The sequence below is a fragment of the Metallibacterium sp. genome, assembly GCF_054637675.1.
This window is the reverse complement of record NZ_JBTSRB010000003.1, coordinates 34,568-52,129: the sequence shown is the minus strand read 5'-3', so window position 1 is coordinate 52,129 and position 17,562 is coordinate 34,568. Positions and strand designations below refer to the sequence as shown.

Annotated in this window: 12 protein-coding genes and 2 pseudogenes; 10 read left to right on the top strand and 4 right to left on the bottom strand. The window is 66.7% G+C overall.

Going from position 1 to position 17,562, the window contains the following annotated elements:
* Nucleotides 1-182 precede the first annotated feature (182 nt).
* The 8 genes from ACYDAT_RS01700 to ACYDAT_RS01665 all read left to right on the top strand — a co-directional run bounded on the left by ACYDAT_RS01700 (nt 183) and on the right by ACYDAT_RS01665 (nt 10,904).
* Complete coding sequence (locus tag ACYDAT_RS01700) at nt 183-4,901, top strand: glutamate synthase-related protein (protein WP_461440051.1); 4,719 nt, start codon at nt 183-185, stop codon at nt 4,899-4,901.
* A gap of 9 nt (nt 4,902-4,910) precedes the next feature.
* Nucleotides 4,911-6,362 (top strand): glutamate synthase subunit beta, encoded by a 1,452-nt coding sequence (locus tag ACYDAT_RS01695; protein WP_461448294.1) that lies wholly within the window; start codon nt 4,911-4,913, stop codon nt 6,360-6,362.
* Nucleotides 6,359-7,012 (top strand): hypothetical protein, encoded by a 654-nt coding sequence (locus tag ACYDAT_RS01690; RefSeq protein ID WP_461448293.1) that lies wholly within the window; start codon nt 6,359-6,361, stop codon nt 7,010-7,012. Before ACYDAT_RS01695 ends, ACYDAT_RS01690 begins: the two co-directional genes overlap by 4 nt.
* Before the next feature lie 148 nt (nt 7,013-7,160).
* A complete protein-coding gene (locus ACYDAT_RS01685) occupies nt 7,161-7,589 on the top strand; it encodes a hypothetical protein (protein WP_461448292.1) in 429 nt (142 codons plus the stop codon).
* A gap of 9 nt (nt 7,590-7,598) precedes the next feature.
* Complete coding sequence (locus ACYDAT_RS01680; protein WP_461448291.1) at nt 7,599-8,045, top strand: hypothetical protein; 447 nt, start codon at nt 7,599-7,601, stop codon at nt 8,043-8,045.
* A gap of 100 nt (nt 8,046-8,145) precedes the next feature.
* Nucleotides 8,146-8,766, top strand: a complete 621-nt coding sequence (locus tag ACYDAT_RS01675; protein ID WP_461440047.1) for a glycine zipper 2TM domain-containing protein — start codon at nt 8,146-8,148, stop codon at nt 8,764-8,766.
* Between the two features lie 167 nt (nt 8,767-8,933).
* Entirely contained in the window at nt 8,934-9,833 is a 900-nt protein-coding gene (locus tag ACYDAT_RS01670) for a hypothetical protein (protein WP_461440046.1), read from the top strand.
* Between the two features lie 171 nt (nt 9,834-10,004).
* Entirely contained in the window at nt 10,005-10,904 is a 900-nt protein-coding gene (locus ACYDAT_RS01665) for a hypothetical protein (protein ID WP_461448290.1), read from the top strand.
* Between the two features lie 170 nt (nt 10,905-11,074).
* Here ACYDAT_RS01665 and ACYDAT_RS01660 read toward each other — a convergent pair.
* Nucleotides 11,075-11,746: pseudogene (locus ACYDAT_RS01660) on the bottom strand (transposase).
* Between the two features lie 288 nt (nt 11,747-12,034).
* Here ACYDAT_RS01660 and ACYDAT_RS01655 point away from each other — a divergent pair.
* The gene (locus tag ACYDAT_RS01655; RefSeq protein ID WP_461448289.1) at nt 12,035-12,982 is read left to right on the top strand and encodes a lysylphosphatidylglycerol synthase domain-containing protein; all 948 of its coding nucleotides are present in this window, start codon (nt 12,035-12,037) and stop codon (nt 12,980-12,982) included.
* Nucleotides 12,983-13,072: 90 nt separating this feature from the next.
* Nucleotides 13,073-14,383 (top strand): sulfotransferase family protein, encoded by a 1,311-nt coding sequence (locus ACYDAT_RS01650; RefSeq protein WP_461448288.1) that lies wholly within the window; start codon nt 13,073-13,075, stop codon nt 14,381-14,383.
* A 22-nt stretch (nt 14,384-14,405) separates the two neighbouring features.
* On the opposite strand, the pseudogene ACYDAT_RS01645 reads toward ACYDAT_RS01650, so the two are convergent.
* From ACYDAT_RS01645 to ACYDAT_RS01635, 3 genes and pseudogenes are all read right to left on the bottom strand, one after another.
* A pseudogene (locus tag ACYDAT_RS01645) lies at nt 14,406-14,567 on the bottom strand (IS1595 family transposase); the annotation flags it as partial.
* A gap of 168 nt (nt 14,568-14,735) precedes the next feature.
* On the bottom strand, nt 14,736-16,979 hold the full coding sequence (locus ACYDAT_RS01640) for a xanthine dehydrogenase family protein molybdopterin-binding subunit (protein ID WP_461438732.1): 2,244 nt from the start codon (nt 16,977-16,979) through the stop codon (nt 14,736-14,738).
* Nucleotides 16,976-17,530 carry a (2Fe-2S)-binding protein gene (locus ACYDAT_RS01635; RefSeq protein ID WP_461438733.1) on the bottom strand — a complete coding sequence of 185 codons (555 nt, stop codon included), beginning with the start codon at nt 17,528-17,530 and terminating at the stop codon, nt 16,976-16,978. Before ACYDAT_RS01635 ends, ACYDAT_RS01640 begins: the two co-directional genes overlap by 4 nt.
* Between the last annotated feature and the right edge of the window lie 32 nt (nt 17,531-17,562).

Here is a 17,562-nt window from a genome sequence, read left to right as displayed (position 1 = left end):
GCATGGTCGGCGCTTGCTGGAATCGATCGGCGAGCGGTTCGAGGGCCGAGTCAGTCACCCTGGTGCTGGACAAGCGCGCTTGACGGCGGCAGTCTCCACATGTACCCGCAGTTGTGCACCGCGTCAGCCCCGGTCGGGGCCGCACGTCGCGGCGGTGTCGCCCGCGGTCGCTGGAGCTTGCCATGCCGCAGCACACACCCGCAGCCCCGCCGCGCGCCGGCGCTGGGCTGTATCGCCCCGAGTATGAGCACGATGCCTGCGGCGTGGGTTTCGTCGCGCACATCAAGGGGCAGAAATCGCACGCCATCGTGCGCGACGGTTTGCTGATCCTGCAAAACCTCGACCATCGCGGCGCGGTCGGCGCCGATGCACTGATGGGCGATGGCGCCGGCATCCTCATGCAGATTCCCGACGCGCTGTACCGCGAGGACATGTCGGCGCGCGGCATCCGCCTGCCGCCGCCGGGCGAGTATGGCGTGGGCATGATTTTCCTGCCGCGCGAGCCGGCTTCGCGCATGGCCTGCGAGCAGGAGATCGAGCGCGCGGTGCGCACGCTGGGCCAGCGCGTGCTGGGCTGGCGCGAGGTGCCGCTGGATCGCGACATGCCGATGTCGCCGGCGGTGCGCGCGCGCGAACCGGTGATCCGCCAGGTGTTCATCGGTCGTGGCGCGCAGGTGCGCGTGGCCGATGCGCTGGAGCGCCAGCTCTACGTGATCCGCAAGACCGCCAGCCACGCCATCCGCGCGCTGGGCCTGCGCCACGGCACCGAATACTTCGTGCCCTCGATGTCCACGCGCACCGTGGTCTACAAGGGCCTGCTGCTGGCTGATCAGGTCGGGCAGTACTACCGCGATCTGATGGATGAGCGCGCGGTGTCGGCGCTGGCGCTGGTGCACCAGCGTTTTTCCACCAACACGTTTCCCGAGTGGGCGCTGGCGCATCCGTATCGCCTGGTCGCGCACAACGGCGAGATCAACACCGTGCGCGGCAATTACAACTGGATGCGCGCGCGCGAGGGCGCGGTGCGCTCGCCGGTGCTGGGCGAGGATTTGCGGCGCTTGTGGCCGCTGATCTATCCCGAGCAATCCGACACCGCCTGCTTCGACAACGTGCTCGAACTGCTGCTGATGTCCGGCTACCCGCTGGCGCAGGCGATGATGATGATGATCCCCGAGGCGTGGGAGCAGCACGCGCACATGGACCCGCGCCGGCGCGCGTTCTACGAGTACCACGCGGCGATGATGGAGCCGTGGGACGGCCCCGCGGCGATCGCCTTCACCGACGGCCGCCAGATCGGCGCCACGCTGGATCGCAACGGCCTGCGCCCGGCGCGCTACATCCTCACCGACGATGACCGCGTGGTGCTGGCCTCGGAGTCCGGCGTGCTGCCGGTGGCGGAGAGTCGCATTGTGCGCAAGTGGCGTCTGCAGCCCGGGCGCATGCTGCTGATCGACACCGACGCCGGGCGCATCATCGACGACAACGAACTGAAGGCGCAGTTGGCCGCGGCGCGGCCGTACCGGCAGTGGGTGGAGGCGCTGCGCGTGCGCCTCGATGCGCTGGATGCGCCGCAGGCGCATGACGCCGTGCCGACGCCACCGACGGATCTGGCTGCGCGCCAGCGTGCCTTCGGCTACAGCGTCGAGGACTTGCGCATGGTGCTGGCGCCGATGGCGCTGCAGGCCGAGGAAGCCATCGGTTCGATGGGCGACGACGCCCCGCTTGCGGTGTTGTCGCTGCACGCCAAACCGCTGTACGCGTACTTCCGGCAGATGTTCGCGCAGGTCACCAATCCGCCGATCGATCCGATCCGCGAGCAACTGGTGATGTCGCTGCTGTCGTTCATCGGCCCCAAGCCGGATCTGCTGGATATCAACCAGGTCAACCCACCGTTGCGCCTGGAAGTGGCGCAGCCGGTGCTCGATTTCACCGGCATGGCGCGGCTGCGCCAGATCGCGCGCATCAGCGACGGCAAGTTCCGCAGCTACACGCTGGATATCTGCTATCCCGCCGAGTGGGGCACCGAGGGTATCGAGGCGCGGCTGGCCTCGCTGTGCGCCGAGGCGGTGGATGCGCTGGGCAGTGGTCACAACATCCTGATCGTGTCCGACCGCAGCCAGGACGCCGCGCGCGTGGCGATTCCGGCGCTGCTGGCGCTATCTGCCCTGCATCAGCACCTGATCGCGCGTGGCCTGCGCACGCAGACTGGGCTGGTGGTGGAAACCGGCAGCGCGCGCGAGGTGCACGATTTCGCCGCGCTGGCCGGCTACGGCGCCGAGGCGGTGCATCCGTATCTGGCGTTGCACACGGTGGCCGCGCTGGCGCCGCTGTTGGGCGAGACCGACGCGCAGCCGCTGCAGGCCGAGCAGGCGCAGCGCAATTACATCAAGGCGATCGGCAAGGGCTTGCTCAAGGTGATGTCCAAGATGGGCATTTCCACCTTCATGAGCTATTGCGGCGCGCAGTGCTTCGAGGCCATTGGCCTGGCGCAGGCGCTGGTGGACAAATACTTCAGCGGCACGCTGGCGCCGGTCGGCGGCGTCGATTTGTTCGAGCTGGGCGAGGAAGCGCTGCGTCTGCATCGCGCCGCGTGGGATGAAAGCGCGCCGACCGCGCCCGGGTTGGGCGGCGATTACGCCTGGCGCGCGCAGGGCGAGCGGCACCTGTGGTCGCCGGATGCCGTGGCCAAGCTGCAGCACGCAGTGCGCTCCGGCCACAGCGATACCTATCGCGACTACGCCGCGCTGATCAACGAACACGCGCGCCAACTGCTGACCTTGCGCGGCCTGCTGGAGCTGGGCTGCGACGCATCCGGCCCGGTGCCGCTGGATGAGGTCGAGGCCGCGACCGCGATCGTCACACGCTTCACCACCGGCGCGATGTCGCTGGGCTCGATCTCCACCGAGGCGCACGCCACGCTGGCGCTGGCCATGAACCGCATCGGCGGGCGCAGCAACACCGGCGAGGGCGGCGAAGATCCGGCGCGCTACCGCGCCGAGTTGCGCGGCACGCCCGGTGTGCATGCGGGCGACACCTTGCTTGACGTGCTCGGCGCCGAGGCGGTAGTGGCCGACCAGCCGCTGCAGGCCGGCGATTCGCTGCGCTCGCGCATCAAACAGGTGGCCTCGGCGCGCTTCGGTGTCAGCGCCGAGTATCTAGTCAGCGCCGATCAGATCCAGATCAAGATGGCGCAGGGCGCCAAGCCCGGCGAGGGCGGGCAACTGCCGGGCGCCAAGGTCAGCGAGTACATCGGTTATCTGCGCCACGCGGTACCGGGGGTGGGCCTGATCTCGCCGCCGCCGCACCACGACATTTATTCGATCGAGGATCTGGCGCAGCTCATCCACGATCTCAAGAACGTCAACCCACGTGCCTCGATCAGCGTCAAGCTGGTGTCCGAGATCGGCGTCGGCACCATCGCCGCCGGCGTGGCCAAGGCCAAGGCCGATCACGTGGTCATCGCCGGCCACGATGGCGGCACCGGCGCGGCGCCGCTGTCCAGCATCAAGCGCGTCGGCACGCCGTGGGAGATCGGTCTGGCGGAGACGCAGCAGACGCTGGTGCAGAATGGTTTGCGCGCGCGCATCCGCGTGCAGGTGGATGGCCAGTTGCGTACCGGTCGCGACGTGGTGATCGCCGCGTTGCTGGGCGCTGACGAGTTCGGTTTCGCCACCGCGCCGCTGGTGGCGGCGGGCTGCATCATGATGCGCAAGTGCCACCTCAACACCTGTCCGGTGGGCATCGCCACGCAAGACCCGCGCTTGCGCAAGCTGTTCAGCGGCACCCCCGAATACGTCATCAATTACTTCTTCTTCCTCGCCGAGGAGGTGCGCGGCCTGATGGCGCAGATCGGCGTGCGCCGCTTCGAGGATCTGGTCGGCCGCGTCGAGCTGTTGCACGCGCGCCAGGATGTGTCGCACTGGAAGGCGCACGCCATCGATTTGCGGCGCGTGCTGGCCGCGCCCGGCGTCGGCGCGCGGCGTCACGAGCAGACCCAGGATCACGGCCTGGAACGCGCACTGGATCGCAAGCTGATCGAGCGCGCGCGTCCGGCGCTGGAGTCCGGTGAGCGCGTGCATTTCATCCAGGACGTGCGCAACGTGCATCGCAGCGTCGGTGCGATGCTGTCCGGCGAGGTGGCGCGGCGTTTCGGCAGCGAAGGCCTGCCCGACGACACCTTGCACATCCAGATGGAAGGCAGCGGCGGGCAGAGCTTCGCCGCGTTTCTGGCGCACGGCATCACCCTGTACCTGATCGGCGACGCCAACGACTACACCGGCAAGGGCTTGTGCGGCGGGCGCGTGGTGGTGCGTCCGAGCATCGATTTTCGCGGTGAGGCACCGGACAACATCATCGTCGGCAACACCGTGCTGTACGGCGCCACCGCCGGCGAGGCGTTCTTTCGTGGCGTGGCCGGCGAGCGCTTCGCGGTGCGCAACTCCGGCGCCACCGCGGTGGTCGAGGGCTGCGGCGATCACGGCTGCGAATACATGACCGGCGGCACCGTGCTGGTGCTGGGCGCGACCGGGCGCAACTTCGCCGCCGGCATGAGCGGCGGCGTGGCCTACGTGTACGACAGCGACGGCCAGTTCGCGCGCCGCTGCAACGCGGCCATGGTGACGCTGGACAAGGTATTGCCCGAGGCCGAGCAGATCGACACGGTGCCGCGCGCGCTGTGGCACGGCGGCGACAGCGACGAGGCGTGTGTGCGGCGCCTACTCGAAGCGCACCACCGCTGGACCGGATCCTTGCGCGCGCGCGAGTTGCTGCAGCAGTGGGACAGCGCGCGCGGCCGCTTCGTCAAGGTGTTTCCGCACGAGTACCGGCGCGCGCTGGGCGACATCGCCGCACGCCGCGAAACCACGCAGCAACTCGAACGCGCCAGCAGCGCGGCGCAGTGAGGCAAAAGCATGGGCAAGCTCAGCGGATTTCTCGATTACCCGCGTCAGGACGAGCCGCGCGAGGCGCCGGCCACGCGCGTGCGCCACTGGTGCGAGTTCACGCCCGCGCTGCCGGAACCCGTGGCGCGCACCGAGGCGGCGCGCTGCATGGACTGCGGCATTCCGTTTTGCAACAACGGCTGCCCGGTGCACAACTTGATCCCGGATTTCAACGATCACGTCTGGCACGGGCGCTGGCGCGAGGCGCTGGACGCGCTGCACGCCACCAACAACTTTCCGGAGTTCACCGGGCGCGTGTGTCCGGCGCCGTGCGAGGCGGCCTGCACGCTCAGCATCCATGCCGCGGCGGTAGGCATCAAGGCCATCGAGCACGCCATCATCGACACCGGCTGGGCGCAGGGTTGGGTGCAGCCGCAGCCAGCGCACGCGCGCAGCGGGCGCGGCGTCGCCATCGTCGGCTCCGGCCCGGCGGGGCTGGCCGCCGCGCAGCAGTTGGCGCGCGCCGGCCATGCCGTGAGCGTATTCGACAAACAGGCGCGAGCGGGCGGGCTGCTGCGCTACGGCATCCCCGATTTCAAGCTGGAGAAAACGCATATCGACCGGCGTCTGGCACAGCTTGAAGCCGAGGGCGTGGTGTTTCGCTGCGGCGTCGAGATTGGTGATGGGGCCGGGCAGGTCAGCGCTGCTGAATTGCTGGACACATTCGATGCCGTGCTGCTGGCCGCCGGCGCCGAGCAGCCGCGCGATTTACCCATTCCCGGCCGCGAGCTTGGCGGCATCCACTTCGCCATGGATTTTCTGCGCCCGCAGAATCAGCGCAATGCCGGCGAGCCGGCTGTGGACGCGATCAATGTCGCCGGCCAGCGCGTGGTGGTGATCGGCGGCGGCGACACCGGCAGCGATTGCGTCGGCACCTGCAACCGCCAGGGCGCGCGCAGCGTGACCCAGTTCGAGCTGCTGGCGCAGCCACCCACGCAGGAAAACAAGCCGCTGGTGTGGCCGTACTGGCCGATCAAGCTGCGCACCTCCAGCAGCCACGAGGAAGGCTGCGCGCGCGACTGGGCGGTGACCACGCAGGCGTTTCTGTCCGGTAGCGGCGCGGATGCCGATCGCGTGCGCGCGCTGCGCGTTTGCCGCGTCGAGTGGCGCGACGGGTGCATGCTCGAGATCGCCGACAGCCGCTTCGAGATCGAAGCCGATCGCGTGCTGCTGGCGCTGGGCTTCGTGCATCCGCGCGTGTCGCTACTGCGAGCCTTCGGCGTGGCCGCGGACGCGCGCGGCAACATCAAGGCCGAGGCCGGCGCGCACGCCTGCAGTTACGTTACCAGCATGCCGCGCGTGTACGCCGCCGGCGACGCGCGCCGCGGCCAGTCGCTGGTGGTGTGGGCGATCCGCGAGGGCCGCGAGGCCGCGCGCGCCATCGACCTGCAATTGCGCACGTCTGCGGACGCAGCGCGATGAGCGCGCGTGGTCGTGCCTTGCGCATCGCCGTGCTGCTGGCTGTTGCGGCAAGCGCGCAGGCGACCGCACAGCGCCACCCGCCGCGCCACTTCGGCCGGCTGACCGTGGCGCGCATGGGCGCGCTGGCCAATTACACCTATGCCGAGCGCCTCAGTGCCGGCATGCCAGGTCATCTGATGACGAGCGTCACACATGGGTGGGTGCACGAGGCGGCGTTCACTGCCGATGGCAGCCCCTCCGGCGTGCAGGCCAGCGACAACTGGCGCATGCAGGGCAGTGGCATGCCAGGGATTGCCTTCGTGCTTGCCCGGGGCAAGGAGTGGATCGTGAGCCCGAAGGGCGCGTCCACCTCCGAGGGCTCGGCGGTGGGCAGCGAGCGCCATATAGCCACGCCGCGCGCCATGGCGCAGAACTTCATCGACGATTTGTACAACGGCGTTCCGCAGCGCCAGTTGCACAAGCTGGGTGTTTGCACCGTGGCCGGCAAGGCCGGCGTGCTGTACGGCGTGTGGCGGCCCCATCCTCAGCTATCAAACCACGCCCAATCCGTTCGGGCAGATGGACTGGCGCCTGACGCAAGTTGGTGGGGTGCCGTCGCAATTGCCGAGGTACTGAAACAGCTTGTTCGGCGCGGCAGCGTCAAAACGTAATACGAGATCTGCGGAATTTTCTGATCTAATCGCAATGTTGTGGGCGCCGGGATGCCCGCATGGGGATGGGGCGTGGCGACTGAGCAGCAGGGCGGGGCCGCGCGCGGCGTGTTGGCGCGCGTGGGCGCGGCGATTGCGGCGCTGGGGCATGGCGGCCAGCTACATGGTGCTGGATGTGTTGCAGCACAACCCGCCCCCCGAGGGCGCCAGCGTCGGCCAGCCGGCGCGGCTACCGATGGCGTGGAAGACCGGCACCTCCTCGGCGTTTCGCGATGCCTGGAGCGCAGGCGTGTTCGGTCCCTACGTGCTGGTGGTGTGGGTAGGCAATTTCGACGGCAGCTCCAACCCCGCGCTGGTCGGCGGCGAGGCCGCGGCGCCGCTGTTCTTCAACATCGTGCACGCGCTGGAAGCCACGCGCCCGGCGCTGCGCGCGTATCTGCCGCGGCCGGTGCCGGCGCGGCTGCGCCGCGTCAGCGTGTGCCTGTCCAGCGGCGCGCTGCCCACGGTGTGGTGCCCGCGCCGCGGCGAGACCTGGTTCATCCCCGGCGTGTCGCCGATCAAGGTCGACACCGTGTAGCGCCCGGTGATGATCGACACGCGCAGTGGTCAGGCGGCGTGTCCGCCTTACGATGCGCGTTACGACAAACAGGAAGTGTTCGAGTTCTGGCCCACCGATTTGCAGCAGGTGTTTCGCGCCGCCGGCATCCCGCGCCGCGCGCCGCCGCAGAACCCGGCGTGCCCTTATGCCGAGGCCGTGGCCGGGCAGGCGCCGCGCATCACCTCGCCGCTGCTCGGCGCAGTGTATTCGCTGCGCGTCGGCCAGCAGATGCAGGGCGAGATCGCGCTCAGCGCCACCGCCGATGCCGACGCACGCGCGTTGTACTGGTTCGCCGATCGCAGCTACATCGGCCGCAGCCTGCCAGGCCGCACCTTGTTCTGGCGCCCGCGCGTGGCCGGTGATTACACCCTGCGCGTGGTCGACGATCACGGCCGCGCCGACGTGCGCGCGCTGCGCGTGGCGTTGGTGCATTGAGGCGTGAAGTCGGTTCAACACCAATTCAGCGCGTTCCGCTACGTTTGCATCGCGCGCAGCTTGCGCGCTTGAGTCACTCACGGTCACATCGGAGGAGTCCATGAACACCTTGATGCGTTCCATGCTGCTGGGTTGCGCGCTGGCCGCGGTGGCAGCGCCCGCATTCGCTGATCCCCCGGATTGGGCGCCCGCGCATGGCTGGCGCGATCACCACGAAGGCGATGGCCCGCGTTACGCCTGGGCGCGGGTTGAGCGCGTCACGCCGATCTACGCGCGCAGCGGCTATCCGGTGCGGCGCGAAGTGTGCCAGCAGCAGCCCGGTTATGTGGTTTCGCAGGAGCGCTACCAGCAAGGCTCGGGCAGCACCGCCGGCACGCTGCTGGGTGCGGTCATCGGCGGCGCGCTGGGCAATCAGGTCGGTCACGGTGACGGTCGGGCCGCGGCCACGATCGCCGGCGCGGTCATCGGCGGCGCGGTGGGCAACAACGCCACGCGTGGCCCCGGCTACTACAGCCAGGAGCAGCGCTACCAGCCCGGCTACCAGAGCTGCCAGGTGCAACAGGGCTGGCGCGCGCGCGAGCAGGTGGTTGGCTACGACGTGACGTATCGCTATCGCGGCAATGACTTTCATACCCGCACCAGTTACCCGCCGCGCGATCGCATTCGCGTGCGCGTCGATCAGTACGTGGCGCCGGACGATGGCGGCTACGGCGGTGGCTGACAAGGCAACGGCCGAGGTCTGGTAGAACGATGCAAGGCAGGATCCCGGGGCGCGCAAGCGCCCCGGTTGCGTATCGGCCAGCCATATTGGACGCCACAACTTCGGTTTAGCTTGCGCGCGCCAGTCCCCGGCTAAGCTCGCCGCGCTTGGCCCTCCCCACGAGTTGCATGCACAACGATCCGCTGTCATCCGCCGCTGTGTATGCCTACCGCCCTGCGCGCGGGCGCGCGACGGATGCACTTGGTGATCTGGCGCTGGCGTTCGATCATGAAGGTCATGCACTGCTGCGCGAGCTGCACTGGCGGCGCCGTCCCGATCCACGCCAGCGCTGGATCAGCCTGGCGCTGGTGCTGTTGCTGCACGTGCTGCTGGCGTGGTGGCTGTTCGCGGCCTCGCGTCCGTATGCGATCAGCGTGCCGCATGCGCCCGGTCAAGCGCTGATCGTGCGCCTGATCCCCAGTCATCGTGCGCTGCCACCGCCGCCCGCGATCGCGCTGCCGCCGCTGCTGACCGCGCCCGCGCCCAGCGCGCATGCGCCGCCGCGTTTGGCGCCGCCCGCCGCGCGGCCCGCGCCGCCGGCGGTGCCCACGCCGAGCAGCACGCCGGCCGGCACGCTGCGGCTGTATTCGCCTGGCGGCACGTTGCTGCTGCCCAAGACCGTGCACACCCCGCCACCCGCGGCGGCGTTCGCGCCACAGATGCCCACGGCCAATGTGGACATCAATCCGCGCCAAGTCGTGGCGCCGACGACGCACACGGTATTTTCCAAGTACTGGGTTCCGAAAAACGAAAACCTGCTGGACAAGCTCGTGCGCGAGTTCGTGCAGACGTTCACCGTGCCAGTGCGTTTGCCCGGCAACACGCACCTGAAGTGCATGATCGTGCCGCTGGCGCTGGGGGGTGGCTGCACGTTCGGCGGACCCGATGATTCCCGATTCAGGCCGCCGAAGAACGCCACCACCATCCAGTTTTTGCCCGAGCAGCCGCTGGTGCCAGGCATGGGCTTTCCGCTGCCCGCCAGCAGCAGTGCGCCGGCACCCGCAGTCAGCGTGCAGCCGCCGCGTTGACCCTGTTGTCGAGCCTATGCATTGATTGACTCCGCTGCGCAGGTACTTGATCCGGCTTGATTGAGTACGCAGCCGTGTGGGGACACGGCGTGGAGGTGGAGATAGTGCAGGGCGGTGCCATTTCGACATACTGCTAGGCTTGCCGCCGCATCGCCCGCACCCACGAGCCGCATGCACGCCGATTTGCCCCAACCCGATGCCGCATACGCCTATCGCCCAGCGCGCGGACGCGCGGCGGGCGCGCGTGGTGGTCCGGCGCGAGTGTTCGATCGCGCTGGTCATGCGCTGTTGCGCGAGCTGCGTGAACGGCGCCGTCCCGATCCACGTTTGCGCTGGATCAGCCTGGCGTTGGTCCTGCTGTTGCACGTGCTGCTGGCGTGGTGGCTGTTCGTGGCCTCGCGGCCGTATGCCATCAGCATCACGCGGCCGCCCGGCGAGGCGTTGATCGTGCGCCTGATCCCCAGCCATCGCCCGTTGCCACCGCCGCCCGCGATCACGCTGCCACCGCCGCTGACCGCGCCCGCGCCCAGCACGCATGCCCCGCCGCGCCCCGCGCCGCCCGCCGCGCGGCCCGCGCCGCCGGCGGTGCCCACGCCGAGCAGCACGCCGGCCGGCACGCTGCGGCTGTATTCGCCCAACGGGACCTTGATATTGCCCAAGTCCATGCTGACGCCACCCGTGGCGGCGTTCGCGCCGCAAGCGCCGCGCGCCAATGTCGATTTCAATGCGCACACGATCATCGCGCCGCCGCGGCGCACGGTGTTTTCCAACGCGTGGGTGCCCAAGAACGAGACCTTGCTCGACAAGTACGTGCGCAAGACCTTGCAGGAGATCACCGTGCCGGTGCGGCTGCCCGGCAACACCCGCGTCAAATGCGTGATTTTGCCGTTTCCGCCGGGTGGCTCCTGCGGCATCGTCGGCCCCAAGCAACTTTCCCACTTCACCTCGCCCAGGAACGCCAACACCATCCAGTTGCTGCCCGAAAAGCCCCTCGTCCCCGGCCTGGGCGTGCCGGTGCCGCCCGCGAGCAGTGCACCAGCGCCCGCGGCCAGCGTGCCACCGTCGAGCTGAGGCGAAAGCAGGCTCACGCGCAGATCACACCGCTGTAAGTTGCGCCCGCGACGGGCCACGCTACGCTGATCAGGCGGAGCGTTTGCGGCGAATTCAGACGCCCTGATGTCCTGTCATGGGATCAGGGAGAAAGCGATGAAAGCAATGATCGACCTGATTAGGGCTAATCCTCAGCCATGAAAATTGCTCGCCATGCGCAAGGTCAGATCTAGATGCGGCTTGCACAGCATCATCGTGCGCGCCAGTCGCCGCCGCAGTTCGCGCAGGCGAAACCGACGGTTGAAACGGTACGTGGCTTCTGTCAGGCAGAGGCGCGCGTACTTGTCCTGCCGGATCGCGCGATAGCTGCGACTGTTGGCGCGTTTGGCGTTGCCCAGCAGTACGTTGCCCCATCGCGATCGCGCACCCTGAACCTCGCAGCCGGCGCGGCCGCCGTCCGTCACCAGTACGATCCCTTGGGAACTTCCGTTGGTCGTGTGCGCATGATTGGCCTCGGCCAGACGGCGGAAGCAGAACAACCCATCCGTGCACGCCTCGGTGCCGCCCGGCGCCAAATGGCGCGCCTGCCAGGCCTTGATGCTGGCATCGTCGAAGCCGCGCACCGGCTTGGTGACCTCAAAGATTGTGCATCTGAGCAAGGTCGTCTGATGCCGGCAGGACCGGTACTGCTAGTACACCTGCCGGCCGCGGCGGCAGCGCGAACGCCGACGGTCGCCGCAGCGGAAGCCCTGCAGCCAGCGCGCCCGACACAGGGCGCGATAGGCCTTTGCTTCGGTACCGTATTGCTGCATGAGCTCGAGCATCGGCAATTCTTGCTGGAATCGCACGAAATTGATCGACATGGCGTGTACCCGCGGCGGCGGCGTCATCGTCCCGCAGCGCTGTCGCAAATCATGCGATCGGGGGCTGAGATTCGCGGTGAATCAAGTAAAGGCAACAGAGCAGTCGTGCTGCGACCTCGGCTTGCGTGTCGTGACTGTTGATGTGTCGCCAGCCTCAGTATGTCTTCATTATCCAACGTGTCAACGAGACCCCATCCAGTCGCGAGAACATCCGGGCAGCGGCTGTCCGGACCGGCCCTTGCCAGGGTTTGGGCGCAACGGCTTTGGGGACCGACCGTTGGGTTGGCCGTGACCGGATCATTGCTCATCTGGGTCCACACGACAGGTATTGGGGCGGCCTTTATTCGTGTTGGATGGGGACTATTGATCCTCGTGCTACTCCACCAATTGACGGTTGCTGCCGACAGCGTGGGCTGGCATGCCATGCTTAGGAATCTAGGTGTATGCCTGCATCGCCGCAATACGCTTTGGATTGCTTCCGTGCGCAATGCCGCGCAGACACTGATTCCGCTGAGTGCCAGTGGACTCATAGCTGGCGTGCGTCTGCTGCAACATCGCGGTGTACCCACCGCCACTGCTCTTGCCGGCCTCATTGCCGAAGGCACCATAGCCACTCTTGCCGAACTTCTGACGATCATTATGGCGTCGGGACTCTTCCTGCTCGGAGCGCCACATATTTCTGCAGGCAACTTGAAGATGGTATTTTCCATCACTGCGATTCTGGCGGCCGTCCTGATTGTCATCCTTTGGGCACAGCTCAACGGTCGTGTGTTCAAAGCAATGAGTCTCAGCGCCCAGCGTTTTTCCCCTAAGTCACGAAGAACATCCTGGACTAGCGCCCCGCTAATCTTGAAAGATCATCTGCATCAGCTCTACTCGCAACGATTGACTATGTTTTTTGCGCTTTTCTGGCAACTCGTGAGCCTGCTCTGTGGCGCGGTGGAGATCTGGTTTATCCTGATACTCATGCATACGCGTGCCCCTTTTGTCTTTGCGCTTCTCCTGCAGGGATTGGGGCGTGCAACTCGCTCATTTGGATTTCTCGTTCCCTCGGGATGGGGCCTGCAGGAAGGGGTATATGCGTTGCTGGCTCCGCTAGCAGGCCTCACACCTGCGTTGGGATTGGCCGTGTCCCTTGTAACCCGGCTTCGGGATGTCATTTTCGCCCTCCCATTTCTTGCTTCCTGGCACTGGTACGAACTGCATTCCGCGGTTGCGATGGATCCTTCCGCATGATCCTCAGACTGGAAATCGGGCAGCGGATCCGCTCATCAGATTGCGTCTCCTCCTGCTTCAATCGACACACATGGGATGGAGATCTGGAAGATGAATACGCATATTGATGTCTGGCATCGTCTGCGTCTGCTCCGAGCGCGGGCGATTCGCCAATCGGTGAACACGGCCGTGCCCGTGCTTGAGCGCCTGCGCACATCGAGTGCACCATTACCGAATTGCGCAGAGGATTACCTGCAACTCGCGCAGCAGGCTACGGAGCTCGACGACTTTGGTTACCGAGGACTTACCGAGGGACTCGAGCAACTCCTCGCCTCAGTGATCAACGATGCGGGTTTGAACTACATCGGTCGTAAAAGTTTTCGTCTGGACACGCTGCGTCTCTTGGGAAACCTTCTCTGGCTGACTGAAGAGCGTAAACAGATTCCAGAGATTCGTGACATTGAGATATCCGCGCCCGTTTTTATCATGGGCCTTCCACGCACAGCGAGTACCTTTCTTCATTCGCTTTTAATGCAGGATCCAGCGCACCGCGCACCGCGGATCTGGGAGGTGACCTATCCTTGTCCGCAGTCGGCACTGGATCGCAATGGAGATGACCGTCGGGCTCGCATGCAACGCAACTTATTATGGCTGGATTTTCTGGAGCCGGATTTCCAGAGTGCTTATCCTGCAACCTATGAATCCCCCCAAGAATGCTCAGAAATCCTGAGCAACGTCTTTGCAAGCCTCCGTTTCGATACGACTTATGATGTTCCGTCATATCTTGCGTGGATGGACGGGCGCACGCATGAAAACGCGTACGCTTTTCACCGTCGCTTTCTTCAGCACCTACACCACCACAACGGCGGAGGACGCTGGATTCTCAAATGCCCGGATCATGTCTTTTTTTACGACGACATTTTGCGGGTTTACCCGGATGCGCGCTTGATCGTCACGCATCGCGACCCCAGCAAAGTCATCCCTTCAGTCGCTGCCTTGACCATGATCTTACAGGGATTATTCAGTGACCATGCTGAAGCCACGCGCGTCGCAAATCGGGTACTCGATCGTTGGGTACTCGGCAGTCAGCGGATCATTGATATTGCACAGAGTGCGCACGCCCTACAAAAAAATGTCTTGCATGTGTTTTATGAGGAGTTGACAGCGGACCCCTTGGCTACCCTTGGACGCATCTACGCTTTTATCGGATCGCCTCTCAGCCCGGAAGTCCGTGCCCGCGTCAGGAACTATCTGACACATCCGCAGACCGGCGGATATCACAGCAACCGCTATGCACGACACTTCGAAACCCTGTTACCTGCACCGCTGGTGCGCGAACGATTTCAAGAATATCTTGATTATTTCGGGATCATTCCTGTGCATCAGACGCGAGAAAGGAAACGTTCAAACCGCAGCTTTTGATCAGGGGCCAAATCTCAGTCAGAAAATTGACCGCCAAGCGCAGCAGCGACTCGGGGTGCGGTTTGCAGAGCATCATGGCGCACTCCAGTTGCGGCAGCATCTCGCGCAGGTGAAACCGACGGTCGAAACGGTACGCGGCTTCCGCCAGATAGAGACGCGCATACTTGCCCTGCAGGATCGCGTGGTCGCTGCGACGTATAAATGAAGCCGTCTGATTAGTCAGCGCATGGTGCGCCACCTCGACGAAGCTGAGCATTCAGCCCATATCGCCCGGTAGCGATCGCGTACACACATACCATTGATCTCCCGGCGGCTGAGGGGCGTCCATGCCGATGGCGCTGTGCGCGATGGATCAGCCCATGCGCGCCAACTGCGCGGCGAACGGCATGCGCCGCAAGCGCTTGCCGGTGGCAGCGAAGATGGCATTGGCCAGCGCCGGCGCGGCGCTGGGCACGCCGAGGTCTTCGGCGCCGACCGGCGCGGCGCTGGATGCGATCTGGATGACCTCGACCGTGCGCGGCAGTTCGCGCATGCGCGCGATCGGGTACTCGGGGAAATTCTGCTGCTGCACCTGGCCGTCCTTGACGGTGATTTCCAGTTTCAGAGCGGTGGACAGCGCATCCAGCGTGCCGCCCATGATTTGCGCGTCCAGCCCCAGCGGGTTGATCACGCGTCCGACATCGACCACGGCGACGGCGCGATGGAAATGCAGCTTGCCAGATTGCACCGACACCTCGAAAGCATGCGCGCAGTAGCCGCCGGCGCTGTGCGCGCAGGCCAGCCCGCGGCCGTGGCCGGTGGGCGTGCGTTGGCCCCAGCCGATGCTGTCCGCGGCCTGCTTCAGCACCGCCGCGAGACGGCTGCTGTCGAATGTGCCGCCCTGCACCGGCGCTTGCCGCGCCGGTTGCAGCAGCGCGAGGCGCAGCTTGAGCGGATCCTGGCGCGTGGCGTGTGCGATCTCGTCGAGAAAACTCTCGATGGCGAAGGTATTGGAATCATGCGAGGGCGCGCGCCACGCGCCGCGCCACAGCGGAAAATCCAGCGCGTACCAGCCCAGTTGCAGATTGGGCACCAGTCCCGCGGGCAGTGCATCGGGCTGCATCTCGGAGGTCCACAACTGATCGCTGGGCACGCCGCGATGCCACAACCGCGAGGTGCTGGCGAGGTGGTGCTGCCACGCTGCGATGCGCCCTTTGCGATCGGTGCCGGCGGCAAGACGATGCACGCCGAACGGGCGATAGACGTCGTGGGTCATGTCGTCCTCGCGCATCCACAGCAGCTTGATCGGTTTGCCGGCGGCCTGCGCCAGCAGTACGGCCTCGGCGATGTAATCGTCGTCCATGCGCCGCCCATAACCACCGCCGATGCGCGGCATCTCGATGAGAATGCTGCCCGCGTCGAGGCCGGTGAGTTTGCGCACGATCTCGAACGCGCGGCGCGGGCTTTGTGTCGGCGCGATCAGGTGCGCGCGGTCGCTGGTCACCAGCGCCATGCAGTTCATCGGCTCCATGGTTGCGTGCGCGACAAAGGGCACGTGGTACTCGGCTTCGATGCGATGCGCGGCGGCTTTGAAAGCCTTGGCGAAGTCGCCATCGTTGCGCACCTGTGTGGTCGGCGTGCCCTTGAGCAGCGTGGCGGCCTGTTGCGTCAGCGCGTCGGTCGAGGCATCGCCGCCCTGGCGCGCGCGCCAGCGCAGTGCCAACTGCGTGCGGCCTTTCAGCGCCGCCCAGGTGTCGCGTGCCAGCACCGCGATGCCAGGCGCCAACGGCACCTCGCCGATCAACCCGGCGGCTTCGCGCACGCTGATCGGGATGATTTTCTCGACGCCCGCGACGGCGCGCGCCTTGCTGTCGTCGAGGTGCTCCAGCTCGCCCTCGGCATAGGGGCAACGCGCGATCACCGCCACGTAGCCATCGCCCCAGGTCTGATCGAACGCGTAGGCCTGACGGCCGCTGACGATGGCGCGCGCATCGACGTCGCGCGCTGGCTGGCCGATCAGCCGGTAGTCGCTGGCGGATTTCAGCGCCACGCCGGCATCGGGCAGTTGCAATTGCGCGGCGGCCGCGGCCAGCTCGCCGTAATCCAGGCGCCGGCCGTCCGGCGAGAGAACCCAGCCGGCGCGCGTGGTCAGGCGATCGGCGGGCAGATTCCAGCGTTGCGCGGCGGCGTTGCGCAGCAGCCAGCGCGCGGCGGCGCCGATGCTGCGCAAGTCCTGCCACGCCTCGGGAATGTTGCGGCTGCCGCCGGCGTGCTGCGGGCCATACAGCCAGCGCGGTTTGCCGTTGTCGTCCTCGACACCCAGTGGCAGCGCCAGCACCTCGACGCGCGTCCAGTCGGCGTCGAGTTCGTCGGCGATGATGCGCGGCAGCGCGGTGCGCACGCCTTGACCCGTGTCCGGCGCGCGCGCGCCGATCAGGGTGCGGCCGTTGGGCTCGATGCTGACGAAGGCGCTGAGCCGCGTCCAGTTATCGCCGAGCAGCGCCAGCGGCACCGGTGGCGTGGCCGCGTGCGCCGCGCGCAGCGGAATGCCGACGATCAGCGCGCCGCCGGCGCCAAGCATCACCTTGAGGAATTGGCGTCGATCAAGGTCACTCATGCAGGCTTGCCCGGCATGTCAGGCACGTCCGGCTTGCCCGGCTTGCTGCGCGCGGCGCGCTGCACGGCCTTGCGGATGCGCGGATAGCTGCCGCAGCGGCACAGGTTGGGCAGGCTGTCGAGGTCGGCTTCGCTGGGCTGCGGATGGCGCTGCAGCAGCGCGTGCGCGGCGATCAGTTGTCCAGCCTGACAGTAGCCGCACAGGATCGCGTCCTCGTCGATCCACGCCTGCTGCAATGCGCTCGGGCTGCCGTCGGCCTGCGCCAGGCCTTCCACCGTGATCACCTTGCGTCCTTGCAGGGTTTGCATCGGCGTCAGGCAGGCGTGCGCGGGCTCACCGTCGATCAGCACGCTGCATGCGCCGCAGGCGCCGATGCCGCAGGCATACTTGGTGCCGGTCAGTTGCAGGTAATCGTGCAGCCACCACAGCAGCGGCATGTCCGGATCGCCGGCGTGCAGATAGGGCTTGCCGTTGACGTGCAGGTGGATGCCGCTGCGTTTGGGCTGCGGGGTGATGTGCGCGGGCGGAACATGCGGGGGCAACTGGGCCATGGCGCGGATCTCGGGGGCAGCGCGCATTCTCG